Consider the following 13,274-nt stretch of genomic DNA (forward strand, 5'->3'; position numbering starts at 1 on the left):
TTTCAACGCGGATTGCGCTCCTTGCGAAGCTTTGCCCACCATTCCAGCCGCTTGCGGATATCGCGCTCGAAGCCGCGTTCCGGCGGATCATAGAAGATCTGGCGGCCCATCTTTTCCGGGAAATAATCCTGGCCGGAAAAGGCATCCGGCTCGTCGTGGTCGTAACGATAGCCCTCACCGTAACCTTCGCCCTTCATCAGCTTGGTCGGCGCATTGAGGATATGCTTCGGCGGCAGCAACGAGCCGTTCTGCTTTGCCGCCTGGCTTGCCGCCTTGAAGGCGGTGTAGACCGCATTCGACTTCGGGGCGGTGGCGAGATAGACGCAGGCTTGGGCCAGCGCCAGTTCGCCTTCCGGCGAGCCGAGATAGTCATAGGCATCCTTGGCGGCGTTGCAGATCACCAGCGCCTGCGGATCGGCAAGACCGATATCCTCCACCGCCATGCGCACCAGCCGCCGGCCGAGATAGAGCGGGTCCTCGCCTGCATCGAACATGCGGGCGAGATAATAGAGCGCGGCATCGGGATCCGAGCCGCGCACGGATTTATGCAGTGCCGAGATCAGATTGTAGTGGCCATCCTGCGCCTTGTCGTAGACGGGGGCACGGCGCTGGACGATGCGCGTCAGGCCTTCGGAATCGAAGCTCTCGCCTTCGCGCGCCGCGCGCCAGACTTCTTCGGCAAGCGTCAGCACCGCGCGGCCGTCGCCGTCGGCCATGCGGATCATGCTGGCCCGGGCATCCTCCGTCAGCGGCAGCGGCTTCTGCTCGATCGCCTCGGCACGCGTCAGCAGTTCCTCGAGGCTCTCCTCGTCATGCGACTTGAAGGTGAGCACACGGGCACGCGACAGCAGAGCGGCGTTGAGTTCGAAGGATGGGTTCTCGGTGGTGGCGCCGACGAGGATGACGGTGCCATCCTCCATGACGGGCAGGAAACTATCCTGCTGGGCGCGGTTGAAACGATGGATCTCATCGACGAAGAGCAGCGTCTGACGGCCGTCCATACGCCGCAGGCGGGCTGTCTCGAACACCTTCTTCAGATCGGCGATGCCGGAGAAGATTGCCGATATCTGCTCGAAAGCCAGGCCCGCCTCGCCCGAGAGCAGCCGTGCCACTGTCGTCTTGCCGGTGCCGGGCGGACCCCAGAAGATCATCGAGCCGAGCGAGCCGCTTTCGATCATTCTTTTCAGCACGCCATCCTCGCCGGTCAGGTGTTCCTGACCGGTGACATCGGCAAGCGTCTTCGGCCGCAACCGGTCGGCAAGCGGCCGCCTGGCAGCGACCTCCTCCGGAACACGCGGCGCGAAGAGATCGTTGCTCATCGGAAGAACTGCCGGATGCGCTGGCCGTCGCGCTCGATCTCGACCCGCCAGAGGCCGGGGTCGCTATCGGCGATTTCGGACAGTTCGCTGGTCGTCTTCACGTCGGTGCCGTTGATCGAGACGATGATATCCTTCGGTTCGAAACCGAGACGGGCGGCAGGCGAATCCTCTTTCACCTCGGATACGACGACACCCGCTGATTCCGGCGGCATGCGCAGTTCGTCGGCGACCCGCGGCGACAGGTTCTCGACGACGGCACCGGTAAACGGCGTGTGTCCGCCGATAGTACGCTGGTCGCGCGGCGAGGTTTCCGGGGCACGGGCGAGCGTCAGCGGCAGTTGCTCCTCGCGGCCGTTCTCGATGACGGTGAGCTTGACCGAATTGCCGAGACCGGCCGTCGTCAGCCGGTAGAGCAACGCATCCGGATGCTCGACGGAAATTCCGTCGACGGCGGTGACGATTTCGCCGGCCTTCAGCCCGGCCTTGGCGGCCGGCCCACCTTCCGAAACCTTGACGACGAGCGCGCCGCGGGCCTTGTTAAGCCCCAGCGCCTCAGCCACTTCCGAGGTCACTGCATCGAAGCTTGCGCCGACATAGGGCCGCTCGAAAGATTTAACGCCCGCATCGGCAGACGTGAGGAAGACCTTGACCAGATTGGCGGGGATGGCGAAACCAATGCCGTTCGATCCGCCGCCGCGCGAGAAGATCGCCGTGTTGATACCGATCAGCTCGCCCTTCATATTCATCAAGGCGCCGCCGGAATTGCCGGGGTTGATCGAGGCATCGGTCTGGATGAAGAAGCCGAATTCGTTCTTGATCACCTGGTTGCGGGCAAGCGCCGAGACGATCCCGCTCGTTACCGTCTGGCCGACACCGAAGGGATTGCCGATCGCCAGCACGAGATCACCGACCTCGACCGTATCGGAATTGCCAATCGGCAATGTCGGAAAGCTTTCCTTGGCGTCGATCTTCAGCACGGCAAGATCGACACGGTCGTCGCGCAGCACCACCTTGCAGGGGAACTCGCGGCCGTCCGAGAGCGCCACCTTTATATCGTCGGCGCCCTCGATGACGTGATTGTTGGTCACGACAGTGCCGTTCGCCTCGACGATGACGCCGGAGCCGAGCGAAGACTGCTTCTCCGAACGGTTCGGCATCTGCTGGCCGAAAAATTGCTCGAAGAAAGGGTCGCCGGCAAAGGGCGACTGCCGCTGGACGGTCTTTTCCGCATAAACGTTGACGACGGCGCCTGACGTCTGTTTGACGAGCGGCGCGAAGGAGAGCTGCATCTGCATCTGGCTCTCGGGTACGGTCTTTGCCGTCTGCGCATGGGCAGCAAGCGGCAGAACGAGTATGAGAGCGAATAGCGAGACGGAGGCGCGCTTGAACAGGCCTTGCATGGGTATCCCTTTTGAATCCTCTTGAGGAACGTTTTAGAGCATGATGCCGAAAAGTGTGAGCGGTTTTCGGACGACATCATGCTCTAACTATTTAATTGCGAACAGAATTCAGATTTTAGGCCGAACCGCCTAAAATCATCCTGTTCTGCGGCCCGACGCTAGAAAGGAAAGAGGGCGGAAGCATGGAAGAATAAGCCAAGAGGGCGTCTTGGAAACCGGTTGAAGTCATTGTGAATTTGATTCAGGAAGATTGGCCATGCAACTGATATCAAAAGCCAAAAACTGGGCGAAGTCACTGAAGCGTGACATCGTGGCCCTATGGCTTGCCGGCCGCGATCCCCGCGTACCGTGGCATGCCAAAGCGGTGGCCGGCGCCGTTGCCGCCTACGCGCTGTCCCCCATCGATCTCATCCCCGATTTCATCCCCATCCTCGGCTATCTCGACGATCTTCTCATCGTGCCGCTCGGTATCATGCTGGCGATCCGGCTCGTTCCCACAGAGGTGATGAACGAGCTTCGTACGGAGGCGACAAGGCGCATCGAGCGTCCCTCCAGCCGGGTCGGACTGATCTTCATCCTTGCCGTCTGGCTCATCTGCATCATCTTCCTGGCTCTGGCACTGCGGAAGCTAGCCTGACCGGCAGCAATAGGAACATATGAATGATCACGACAAGAACGACGACAGCGGCCCTCGGCTTTGCGATCCTGCTCATTGCATCGAACCTGGCACAGGCAGCAAGCTTCGATTGCGATGCGAAAGAATTGAAGGCGGATGAAAAAGCGATCTGCGACAACCGCGCACTCAACGACGCCGACGTGAGGATGGTGACGACTTTCGAACTGCTCTCGGGCCTGCTGGCGATGGGCTCGCGCGGAACGTTGCAGGACGAACAGACGGCCTGGCTGAAAAAACGGCAGGAATGCGGAGCGGATGGGGCCTGTATCAAGGCTGCCTATGACGAGCGGCTGAAGCAGTTCGGCGAGACCTATAAAAACATCAACCGGCCGCTTTGAAAGCGACCGGTCGGTGGAGCCGCCGACTCTTCATCGGTGGGTCGTAGGCTGAAGCTGATCAGCGGGCGTTCAGATCGCGCACGGCACCGCGATCGGCGCTCGTTGCGAAGGCTGCATAGGCCTTGAGTGCGGTCGTGACGTTGCGCTTGCGGACTTCCGTGGGATACCAGCCCTTGGCGTCCTGTTCGGCGCGGCGGGCGGCGAGTTCAGTCTCGCTGACACGCAGGCTGATGGTGCGGTTGGGGATGTCGATGTCGATCATGTCACCTTCGCGCACCAGGCCGATCGTGCCGCCATTCGCCGCTTCCGGCGAGGCATGGCCGATCGAGAGGCCGGAGGTGCCGCCGGAGAAGCGGCCGTCGGTGATGAGCGCGCAGGCCTTGCCGAGGCCCTTCGACTTCAGATAGCTGGTCGGATAGAGCATTTCCTGCATGCCCGGGCCGCCCTTCGGGCCTTCGTAGCGGATGACGACAACGTCGCCGGCCTTCACCTCGTTGGCAAGGATCGCCTTGACCGACGAATCCTGGCTTTCGAAGACGCGGGCGGGGCCGGAGAACTTCAGGATCGATTCATCGACGCCGGCGGTCTTGACGATGCAGCCGTCAATCGCAAGGTTGCCCTTGAGCACGGCAAGGCCGCCATCCTTGGAGAAGGGATGCTCGACCGAGCGGATGACGCCGTTCTCGCGATCGGTGTCGAGATCGTCCCAACGGGCTTCTTGGCTGAAGGCGACCTGGGTCGGGATGCCGCCGGGTGCGGCACGATAGAAGTTGCGCACGGTTTCGCTGTTGGTGCGGGTGATATCCCAGCGATCGATCGCATCGCCCAGCGTCTCGGCATGGACGGTCGGGCAATCGCGGTTCAGCAGGCCACCCTTGTCGAGTTCGCCGAGGATCGACATGATGCCGCCGGCGCGATGGACGTCTTCCATATGAACATCGCTCTTGGCGGGTGCGACCTTCGACAGGCACGGCACGCGGCGCGACAGCGCGTCGATATCGGCCATAGTGAAATCGATCTCGCCTTCATGGGCGGCAGCAAGAATGTGCAGGACCGTATTGGTGGAACCGCCCATGGCGATGTCGAGCGTCATGGCATTCTCGAAGGCCTGCTTGGAGGCAATGGTGCGCGGCAGCGCCTTGACGTCATCCTGCTCGTAATAACGGCGGGCGAGATCGACGATCAGATGACCGGCCTCGACGAAGAGGCGCTTGCGGTCGAGATGGGTGGCAAGCGTCGAGCCGTTGCCGGGCAGCGACAGGCCGAGGGCTTCCGTCAGGCAGTTCATCGAATTGGCAGTGAACATGCCGGAGCAGGAACCACAGGTCGGACAGGCCGAGCGTTCGATGGTCTGGACGTCCTCGTCGCTGATCTTGTCATCGGCTGCGGCAACCATGGCATCGACGAGGTCGAGTGCATGCGTCTTGCCGTGCATTACGACCTTGCCGGCTTCCATCGGACCGCCCGAGACGAAGACCGTCGGGATATTGAGGCGCAGCGACGCCATCAGCATTCCGGGAGTGATCTTGTCGCAGTTGGAGATGCAGACCATGGCGTCGGCGCAATGGGCGTTGACCATGTATTCGACGCTGTCGGCGATGAGCTCACGCGAGGGCAGCGAATAAAGCATGCCGTCATGACCCATGGCGATACCGTCATCGACGGCGATCGTGTTGAATTCCTTGGCAACACCGCCGGCCGCCTCGATCTCGCGGGCAACGAGCTGGCCAAGGTCCTTCAGGTGCACATGGCCGGGCACGAACTGGGTGAAGGAATTCACCACCGCGATGATCGGCTTGCCGAAATCCGAATCCTTCATGCCTGTGGCGCGCCAAAGGCCGCGGGCGCCTGCCATGTTGCGGCCATGGGTCGTGGTTCTGGAACGGTAAACTGGCATCGGTGTCTTCCTCAACGTGTCGGAATTATCAGGCGAAGCCGGGCGGCATGGAGCCTGCGGGCCGGGCAAACGCTGCTTTTTGGAATTGTCCTAATCCAATCGACGGGGGCTGTCACTACCGGGAAGCCCAAATCCGGTACGCCGGGGAGAAGCGCCATGAGACCCATCGATCATATACGGTTCGACGCGACGTTTTGTTACAGCCTATTCCATCACGGCCGAACACAAAAAATTGGCTTCCCGTCAGCAATATTCAAGGCTTAGACACTAATCTAGACATGCCGGCGGTTCGTTTAAGGGCTATATTTCAGGATATCCGCCGAGGAGGTTTCGACATGCCAAGCTATCGCCCGCCGAAGATCGCGTCATCGGAGATTACGCCGCGCCAGATCTATGTGCGCCGCCGTGAATTCCTCGGCGCGGCAGCGCTTGGCGCCATGGGGCTCTACAGCGCCGGCAAGGCGAGTGCTGCGGCCCTATCCGCCGTTGAGAGCAAATACAAGGTCGACGAGAAACCGACGCCGATCAAGGACGTCACGACCTACAATAATTTCTATGAGTTCGGCCTCGACAAGGGCGATCCCGCAGCACTTTCCGGCGATTTCAAGCCGCTGCCCTGGACGATCAAGGTCGACGGCATGGTCAACAAGCCAGGCACCTTCGACCTCGAGGCGCTGATCAAGGAATTCCCGATCGAGGAGCGCACCTACCGAATGCGTTGCGTCGAGGCCTGGTCGATGGTCATCCCCTGGGACGGCTTTCCGCTGGCATCGCTGCTCGACAAGGTGGAGCCGCTCGGCAGCGCCAAATACGTCGCCTTCGAAACCGTGGTGCGGCCAGAGGAGATGCCTGGGCAGAAGGGTTTCTTCCAATCGCTCGACTGGCCCTATGTCGAGGGCCTGCGCCTCGACGAGGCGCGCCATCCGCTGACGCTGCTGGCCGTCGGGCTCTATGGCGAAACGCTGCCGAACCAGAACGGGGCGCCGATCCGACTCGTCGTACCGTGGAAATACGGCTTCAAGGGCATCAAGTCGATCGTCAGGATCACACTCACCGACCAGCAGCCGAAGAATACCTGGCAGGTCACCAATCCGCAGGAATATGGCTTCTACGCCAACGTCAATCCAGCGGTCGACCATCCTCGCTGGAGCCAGGCGACCGAACGGCGCATCGGCGAAAGCGGCTTCTTCGGCGCGAGCCGCCACCCCACCCTGCCCTTCAATGGTTATGCCGACGAGGTGGCAAGCCTTTATGCCGGCATGGACCTGAAGGCGAATTTCTGATGGCGGAACTGTCGCTCGCCATCCCGAAGCGCTGGCAACCCGCCTCCGTCTGGCTGCTTTATGTCGTCGGGCTCGTGCCTGCGGCCTGGACTTTCTATCTCGGCGCGACCGATCAGCTCGGCGCCGATCCGGTCAAAACCTTCGAGCTCTTCCTCGGCATATGGACGATCCGTTTTCTGATCGCAACACTTGCCGTTTCCCCTGCCCGTGATCTCTTCGGCTGGAACTATCTGCGCTATCGCCGCGTGCTTGGCCTGCTGACCTTCTATTACGCGCTGATGCATTTCACCGTTTACATGGTGCTCGACCAGGCGATGGATATTCCCGCCGTCATCAACGACGTGCTGAAGCGCCCCTTCATCATGTTCGGCATGGCAGCCCTTGCGATGCTCATTCCGCTGGCGCTGACATCCAACAATTTCTCGATCCGCCGCCTCGGCAAGAACTGGATCTGGCTGCACCGCCTTGTCTATATCATCGCCGCCTGCGGGGCGCTGCACTTCGCGCTCTCGACCAAGATCCTCGATCTCGAGCAATATATCTATGTCGGGCTGATCATCGCGCTGATCCTCTATCGCTCCTACCGACCGATCGCACGCAACAAGCAGAAGGGCAAAGGGCGGACGCGCAATCGCGCAGTGGCGTCGGCCTCGTGAGACGGCAGGTTTAGCGCATAACCCCGAAAATCGGAATCGATTTTCGGAAAGGATTATGCGCAGATTCAAAGTGATAGAGCGTCCTTAGCGCGTCTGAAAAGACGCGCGGCGCTGTCGTGTACAAGCAAAAACAGCCGGGCTTCGCAGCCCGGCTGTTTTGTTTCCGCCGGAGCGGAAGATTAAGCGGCGACAGCCTGCTCTTCGGCAGCGACGCGGGCCTTGTCGGCAGCGCCCTTGGCATAGGCATCGCGGTCAACGAATTCGATCACAGCCATGGCGGCATTGTCGCCCTGGCGGAAGCCGGCCTTCATGATGCGCAGGTAGCCGCCGTTGCGGGTGGCGTAGCGCGTTGCGATCGTGTCGAACAGCTTCGAGACGACAGCGGCATCGCGGATCTGCGAGATCGCCTGACGGCGAGCGTGCAGGTCGCCGCGCTTGCCGAGCGTGACGAGCTTCTCGACGATCGGGCGGATTTCCTTGGCCTTCGGCAGGGTCGTGACGATCTGCTCGTGGGTAATCAGCGAAGCCGCCATGTTGGCGAACATCGCCTTGCGGTGGCTTGCAGTTCTATTGAGCTTGCGGCCGGCTTTACCATGGCGCATTGCTATTCTCCTTTAATGCAGGTGCCCTTACGCTAAGTGGGCCTGCCGTTTCCTGGCACATGCAGGCGATCGGCCTGCTGTTTGACGGGGAAAGGCAGCCGAAAGAGCCTGCCTTTTGTTATGTTCTTGCGATCGGCGTGCGGGCGGAAAACCGCCTTACACTTTTCCTCACGCCGCTCAGTACTGGTCTTCGTAACGCTTGGCGAGATCTTCGATGTTCTCGGGCGGCCATGCCGGCACTTCCATGCCGAGGTGCAGGCCCATGGAAGCGAGAACTTCCTTGATTTCGTTCAGCGACTTGCGACCAAAATTCGGTGTGCGGAGCATTTCTGCTTCGGTCTTCTGGATGAGGTCGCCGATGTAGACGATGTTGTCGTTCTTCAGGCAGTTTGCCGAACGGACCGACAGTTCGAGTTCGTCCACCTTCTTCAGGAGAGCCGGGTTGAAAGCGAGTTCGGTGACTGCTTCCTCTTCGGTTTCCTTCTGCGGCTCGTCGAAGTTGACGAAGACGCCAAGCTGATCCTGGAGAATGCGCGCCGCGAAAGCGACGGCGTCTTCGCCGGTGATCGAGCCATCGGTTTCGATGGTCATGTTCAGCTTGTCGTAGTCGAGAACCTGTCCTTCGCGGGTATTTTCAACCTTGTAGGACACCTTCTTGACCGGCGAATAGAGGCTGTCGACCGGGATGAGACCGATCGGAGCATCTTCCGCACGATTGCGCTCGGCCGGAACGTAGCCCTTGCCGTTGTTGACGGTGAATTCCATGCGGATCTCGGCGCCCTCGTCGAGCGTGCAGATGACATGCTCGGGGTTGAGGATTTCGATATCGCCGACCGTCTGAATGTCGCCAGCCGTGACAACACCCGGGCCCTGCTTACGCACGACCATGCGCTTTGCGTCGTCGCCATCCATCTTGATGGCGATTTCCTTGATGTTGAGCACGATGTCCGTGACGTCTTCGCGGACGCCCGGAATCGAGGAGAATTCATGCAGCACGCCATCGATCTGCACCGCCGTGACGGCAGCACCGCGCAGCGAGGAGAGCAGAACGCGGCGAAGCGCGTTGCCGAGGGTGAGGCCGAAGCCGCGCTCCAGCGGTTCGGCAACAAGCGTCGCCCTGGTGCGCGAGCTCGAAGAGAACTCCACCTTGTTCGGCTTGATCAGTTCCTGCCAGTTCTTCTGAATCATGAGTTTGCCTTCCGTTCGTTGCCACCATCCAATCGTGGCAACCGAGCTTGAAAACCACCGGGAGCGCTGAGGCGCTCACCGGTGACGAGAGCGATGATCAGACGCGGCGCTTCTTGCGCGGACGGCAGCCATTGTGCGGGATCGGGGTCACGTCGCGGATGGACGTGATCATGAAACCTGCAGCCTGGAGCGCGCGCAGAGCCGATTCACGACCCGAACCCGGACCGCAGACTTCGACTTCCAGCGACTTCATGCCGTGCTCCTGGGCCTTCTTGGCGCAGTCTTCGGCAGCGATCTGGGCAGCGAACGGGGTCGACTTGCGCGAGCCCTTGAAGCCCTTGGCGCCAGCCGACGACCAAGCGATCGCATTGCCCTGCGCATCGGTGATGGTGATCATCGTGTTGTTGAAGGTCGAGTTGACGTGAGCGACACCCGACGAGATATTCTTGCGCTCGCGACGGCGAACGCGGACGGCTTCCTTAGCCATGGTATTCCTTTCGTTGATCTCTTCACCGCCGTAATGCCAGCGGCTACACCGGAACGGCGCCTATATGGTCCCGCTCCAAACTCAAAAGAGGCCGGCGCAGACCGCCAGCCTCCCCACCCCGGTTTCCCGGAAATTACTTCTTCTTGCCAGCGATTGCCTTTGCCGGACCCTTGCGGGTGCGGGCATTGGTATGCGTGCGCTGACCGCGGACCGGAAGGCCGCGGCGATGACGCAGGCCGCGGTAGCAGCCGAGGTCCATCAGGCGCTTGATGTTCATCGCGGTATCGCGACGAAGATCGCCTTCGACCTGATAGTCGCGGTCGATGGCTTCGCGGATCTGAAGGACTTCTGCGTCCGTCAGCTGATGCACACGACGTTCGGCCGGGATACCGACCTTTTCGACGATTTCCTGTGCGAATTTCGGACCGATCCCGTGAATGTAGGTCAGCGCAATAACAACGCGCTTCGCAGTCGGGATGTTGACGCCAGCGATACGTGCCACGCCTGTTCTCCTTGCATTCCAGTTGCCATCCGGCAAGTGGGCTTCGTTATGCGGCTCTTGAGAACCGCCCGTTCAGATTTACGTCCGTAACATGTCAAAACGACCGCACCCGGACTTCCCTGGGAAATCCGCGCCGATCGCATGGAATGTCGCGAGTTGGCGCGGTGTTTAGCGGAATCACTGCTGAAAAGCAACCGTTCCGCCAAGTTTATTTTCAAAGCCTTAAAGCTTGGAAAGAATGCTTTCGACCTCGGCGGTCACCTGATCGATCTCTGCCATCCCGTCCACGGACTTGAGTTTGCCCTTGGCATGGTAATAGCCGATCAGCGGTGAGGTTTCCTTGTAGTAAACCTGTAGCCGAGCCGTCATGGTCTCCGGAGTGTCATCAGGACGGCGCTTGAAGTGGGTGGAACCGCACTTGTCGCACACACCCTCGGCAGCCGGAACCTTATCGGTATCATGATAGACGCTGCCGCACTGTGCACAGGAGTAGCGACCGGCAACGCGACGAACCAGCTCGTCGTCATTGACACGGAATTCGATGACGACCGAAAGATCGAGACCCTTCGCCCTCAGCATCGCCTCGGTGGCGTCCGCCTGGACGAGCGTCCTGGGGAAGCCGTCGAGGATGAAGCCGTTGGCGCAATCGGGTTGATCGATACGCTCGGAAACGATGGCGATAACGATCTCATCCGAGACGAGCTTGCCGGCGTCCATGACCGCCTTCGCGCGCTTGCCGACATCGGTGCCGGCGTTAACCGCTGCACGCAGCATGTCCCCCGTGGAAAGCTGCGGAATGCCGTGCTTTTCCACGATCCGCTGGGCCTGGGTTCCCTTACCCGCGCCCGGCGGCCCCAAAAGGATAAGTCTCATCGCCCCCTCTTTCCTCCACGCAACTTCGATTTCTTGATCAGGCCTTCGTATTGCTGCGCGATCAGGTGACCCTGGATCTGTGCAACCGTATCAAGAGTTACGCTAACCACGATCAAAAGCGAAGTCCCACCAAGGGCTAATGGAATGCCGGTTTGCGACACCAATATCTCCGGGAGGATGCAGACGAAGACCAGATAGAGTGCACCGATCACCGTGATTCGGGTCAGCACGTAGTCGATATATTCGGCGGTGCGCTCGCCCGGACGGATGCCGGGAATGAAGCCGCCATGCTTCTTCAGATTATCAGCCGTGTCCTTCGGATTGAAGACGATGGCCGTATAGAAGAAGGCGAAGAAGGCGATCAGCGCCGCATAGAGCACCATATAGAGTGGCTGGCCATGACCGAGGGCAGCGACGATCGATGTCGCCCAAGCGGGCATTGCCGTGGTGCTGGCAAAGCCCGCAATCGTTGCCGGCAGAAGCAGCAGTGACGATGCGAAGATTGCCGGAATGACACCTGATGTGTTGAGTTTCAACGGCAGATGGGACGTATCGCCCTGGAACATCCGGTTGCCGACCTGGCGCTTCGGATACTGGATCAGCAGCCGGCGCTGGGCGCGCTCGACAAAGACGATGATGGCGATGACGGCGATCGCGACGATGATCACGAGCAGGATCAGCGGGGTCGACAGTGCACCGGTGCGGCCGAGTTCAAGCGTTCCGGCAAGGGCTGTGGGAAGGCCGGCGGCGATGCCGGCGAAGATGATCAGCGAGATGCCGTTGCCGATGCCGCGCGAGGTGATCTGCTCGCCGAGCCACATCAGGAACATCGTGCCGCCGAGCAGTGTCAGAACGGTGGAGACGCGGAAGAACCAGCCCGGATCGACGACCAAGCCCTGGCCGCTCTCAAGGCCGGCGGCAATGCCATAGGCCTGCAGCGCGCCGAGGATAACAGTACCGTAGCGGGTATACTGGTTGATGATCTTACGGCCCTGCTCGCCTTCCTTCTTGAGGTTTTCGAGCGCCGGCACGACCGAGGTCATCAGCTGAACGATGATCGAGGCAGAAATATAGGGCATGATGCCGAGCGCGAAGATTGCCATGCGCTCAACGGCGCCGCCCGAAAACATGTTGAAAAGGCCGAGAATGCCGCCTGCCTGGCCGCGGAAAGCCTGGGCATAGGCTTCGGGATTGAGACCCGGAAGCGGAATATGCGTGCCGAGCCGGTAGACGAGGAGAGCTGCCAGTGTGAACCACAAGCGCTTCTTCAAATCCTCGGCTTTGGCGAAGGTCGAAAAATTGAGGTTGGATGCCAATTGTTCCGCTGCAGAAGCCATGCGTTTCTCCGCGCTACCAATTCCGGCGTCTCTGGGGGACAGGCCGGACCCGGAATCAGTATGAAATTATTCAAAACCGGGCTCAGGACGGATTGCAACGCAACCCCATGCCTCACCCTTGTTTTCGAGTCTTACCGGCATGACGCGGGCGCGCCAGCCAAGTTTTTGTGAGGCCCACATATGGGAGCAAAATCGCCCGGTGTGAAGCACCCCGGGCGATATATCATCAGATTATTATTCGGCTGCAGCCGGAGCCGAAAGCAGCGTCACGGTGCCGCCGGCCTTTTCGATCTTCTCGACGGCAGGCTTGGAGGCGCCCGCAACGACGATGGTGATCTTAGCCTTGATCTCGCCGTCGGCGAGAACGCGAACGCCGTCCTTGACGCGGCGGATGACACCAGCAGCCTTGAGGGCGGCTGCGTCAACTGTCGTCTTGGCATCGAGCTTGCCGGCGTCGATCGCCGTCTGGATACGGGCCAGCGACACGACAACAAAATCGGAAGCGAAAATGTTGTTGAAGCCGCGCTTCGGCAGGCGACGATAGATCGGCATCTGGCCGCCTTCGAAGCCGTTGATGGCGACGCCCGAACGGGACTTCTGACCCTTCACGCCGCGACCACCTGTTTTGCCCGAGCCCGAGCCAATACCGCGGCCGAGGCGCTTGCGGCTGTGGGTCGAGCCTTCGTTGTCCTTGATTTCATTGAGTTTCATGAGCG

At 60.6% G+C, this 13,274-nt stretch carries 14 protein-coding genes; 4 read left to right on the forward strand and 10 right to left on the reverse strand.

All coding sequences use genetic code 11. The annotated features are described in order from the left end of the window. Window positions 1–2: 2 nt before the first annotated feature. Both G9X68_RS00105 and G9X68_RS00110 read right to left on the reverse strand, forming a co-directional pair. Window positions 3–1,319, reverse strand: a complete 1,317-nt coding sequence (locus tag G9X68_RS00105; RefSeq protein ID WP_171600837.1) for a replication-associated recombination protein A — start codon at window positions 1,317–1,319, stop codon at window positions 3–5. Next, a complete protein-coding gene (locus G9X68_RS00110) occupies window positions 1,316–2,719 on the reverse strand; it encodes a DegQ family serine endoprotease (RefSeq protein WP_171600838.1) in 1,404 nt (467 codons plus the stop codon). Before G9X68_RS00110 ends, G9X68_RS00105 begins: the two co-directional genes overlap by 4 nt. A gap of 256 nt (window positions 2,720–2,975) precedes the next feature. Between G9X68_RS00110 and G9X68_RS00115 the strand changes: the two genes are divergently transcribed. Then, a complete protein-coding gene (locus tag G9X68_RS00115) occupies window positions 2,976–3,356 on the forward strand; it encodes a YkvA family protein (protein WP_168317720.1) in 381 nt (126 codons plus the stop codon). Between the two features lie 23 nt (window positions 3,357–3,379). Further along, window positions 3,380–3,733: a lysozyme inhibitor LprI family protein gene (locus tag G9X68_RS00120; protein ID WP_168317721.1), complete on the forward strand. Its 354-nt coding sequence runs from the start codon at window positions 3,380–3,382 to the stop codon at window positions 3,731–3,733. A gap of 58 nt (window positions 3,734–3,791) precedes the next feature. Here the strand turns inward: G9X68_RS00120 and ilvD are convergent, their stop codons facing one another. Further along, window positions 3,792–5,630 carry a dihydroxy-acid dehydratase gene (gene ilvD / locus G9X68_RS00125; RefSeq protein ID WP_065279617.1) on the reverse strand — a complete coding sequence of 613 codons (1,839 nt, stop codon included), beginning with the start codon at window positions 5,628–5,630 and terminating at the stop codon, window positions 3,792–3,794. Window positions 5,631–5,965: 335 nt separating this feature from the next. On the opposite strand from ilvD, the gene msrP reads away from it, so the two are divergent. Continuing rightward, on the forward strand, window positions 5,966–6,913 hold the full coding sequence (msrP, locus tag G9X68_RS00130; protein WP_171600839.1) for a protein-methionine-sulfoxide reductase catalytic subunit MsrP: 948 nt from the start codon (window positions 5,966–5,968) through the stop codon (window positions 6,911–6,913). After that, window positions 6,913–7,569, forward strand: a complete 657-nt coding sequence (msrQ, locus tag G9X68_RS00135; RefSeq protein WP_171600840.1) for a protein-methionine-sulfoxide reductase heme-binding subunit MsrQ — start codon at window positions 6,913–6,915, stop codon at window positions 7,567–7,569. The genes msrP and msrQ overlap by 1 nt, the downstream gene beginning before the upstream one ends. Window positions 7,570–7,748: 179 nt before the next feature. On the opposite strand, the gene rplQ is transcribed toward msrQ, so the two are convergent. The 7 genes from rplQ to rplO all read right to left on the reverse strand — a co-directional run bounded on the left by rplQ (window position 7,749) and on the right by rplO (window position 13,269). Beyond that, window positions 7,749–8,171: a 50S ribosomal protein L17 gene (rplQ, locus tag G9X68_RS00140; RefSeq protein ID WP_003558556.1), complete on the reverse strand. Its 423-nt coding sequence runs from the start codon at window positions 8,169–8,171 to the stop codon at window positions 7,749–7,751. 177 nt (window positions 8,172–8,348) lie between these two features. Beyond that, on the reverse strand, window positions 8,349–9,359 hold the full coding sequence (locus G9X68_RS00145; protein WP_003547579.1) for a DNA-directed RNA polymerase subunit alpha: 1,011 nt from the start codon (window positions 9,357–9,359) through the stop codon (window positions 8,349–8,351). A gap of 97 nt (window positions 9,360–9,456) precedes the next feature. Continuing rightward, window positions 9,457–9,846, reverse strand: a complete 390-nt coding sequence (rpsK, locus tag G9X68_RS00150) for a 30S ribosomal protein S11 (protein ID WP_003547577.1) — start codon at window positions 9,844–9,846, stop codon at window positions 9,457–9,459. Window positions 9,847–9,979: 133 nt separating this feature from the next. Next, entirely contained in the window at window positions 9,980–10,348 is a 369-nt protein-coding gene (gene rpsM, locus G9X68_RS00155; protein ID WP_003573772.1) for a 30S ribosomal protein S13, read from the reverse strand. A 222-nt stretch (window positions 10,349–10,570) separates the two neighbouring features. Then, window positions 10,571–11,221, reverse strand: coding sequence for an adenylate kinase (locus G9X68_RS00160; protein ID WP_027668956.1), 651 nt, complete (start codon window positions 11,219–11,221; stop codon window positions 10,571–10,573). Continuing rightward, a complete protein-coding gene (secY, locus tag G9X68_RS00165) occupies window positions 11,218–12,558 on the reverse strand; it encodes a preprotein translocase subunit SecY (RefSeq protein WP_171600841.1) in 1,341 nt (446 codons plus the stop codon). The genes G9X68_RS00160 and secY overlap by 4 nt, the downstream gene beginning before the upstream one ends. 234 nt (window positions 12,559–12,792) lie before the next feature. Further along, on the reverse strand, window positions 12,793–13,269 hold the full coding sequence (rplO, locus tag G9X68_RS00170) for a 50S ribosomal protein L15 (RefSeq protein ID WP_003547567.1): 477 nt from the start codon (window positions 13,267–13,269) through the stop codon (window positions 12,793–12,795). Window positions 13,270–13,274 lie beyond the last annotated feature (5 nt).

The organism is Rhizobium changzhiense (assembly GCF_013087625.1).
Classification (GTDB): domain Bacteria; phylum Pseudomonadota; class Alphaproteobacteria; order Rhizobiales; family Rhizobiaceae; genus Rhizobium; species Rhizobium sophorae.

Coding starts and splice junctions, on each gene's coding strand:
- G9X68_RS00105 (WP_171600837.1), bottom strand. CDS start 1,319: ATGAGCAACGATCTCTTCGCGCCGCGTGTTCCGGAGGAGGTCGCTGCC.
- G9X68_RS00110 (WP_171600838.1), bottom strand. CDS start 2,719: ATGCAAGGCCTGTTCAAGCGCGCCTCCGTCTCGCTATTCGCTCTCATA.
- G9X68_RS00115 (WP_168317720.1), top strand. CDS start 2,976: ATGCAACTGATATCAAAAGCCAAAAACTGGGCGAAGTCACTGAAGCGT.
- G9X68_RS00120 (WP_168317721.1), top strand. CDS start 3,380: ATGATCACGACAAGAACGACGACAGCGGCCCTCGGCTTTGCGATCCTG.
- ilvD (WP_065279617.1), bottom strand. CDS start 5,630: ATGCCAGTTTACCGTTCCAGAACCACGACCCATGGCCGCAACATGGCA.
- msrP (WP_171600839.1), top strand. CDS start 5,966: ATGCCAAGCTATCGCCCGCCGAAGATCGCGTCATCGGAGATTACGCCG.
- msrQ (WP_171600840.1), top strand. CDS start 6,913: ATGGCGGAACTGTCGCTCGCCATCCCGAAGCGCTGGCAACCCGCCTCC.
- rplQ (WP_003558556.1), bottom strand. CDS start 8,171: ATGCGCCATGGTAAAGCCGGCCGCAAGCTCAATAGAACTGCAAGCCAC.
- G9X68_RS00145 (WP_003547579.1), bottom strand. CDS start 9,359: ATGATTCAGAAGAACTGGCAGGAACTGATCAAGCCGAACAAGGTGGAG.
- rpsK (WP_003547577.1), bottom strand. CDS start 9,846: ATGGCTAAGGAAGCCGTCCGCGTTCGCCGTCGCGAGCGCAAGAATATC.
- G9X68_RS00160 (WP_027668956.1), bottom strand. CDS start 11,221: ATGAGACTTATCCTTTTGGGGCCGCCGGGCGCGGGTAAGGGAACCCAG.
- secY (WP_171600841.1), bottom strand. CDS start 12,558: ATGGCTTCTGCAGCGGAACAATTGGCATCCAACCTCAATTTTTCGACC.
- rplO (WP_003547567.1), bottom strand. CDS start 13,269: ATGAAACTCAATGAAATCAAGGACAACGAAGGCTCGACCCACAGCCGC.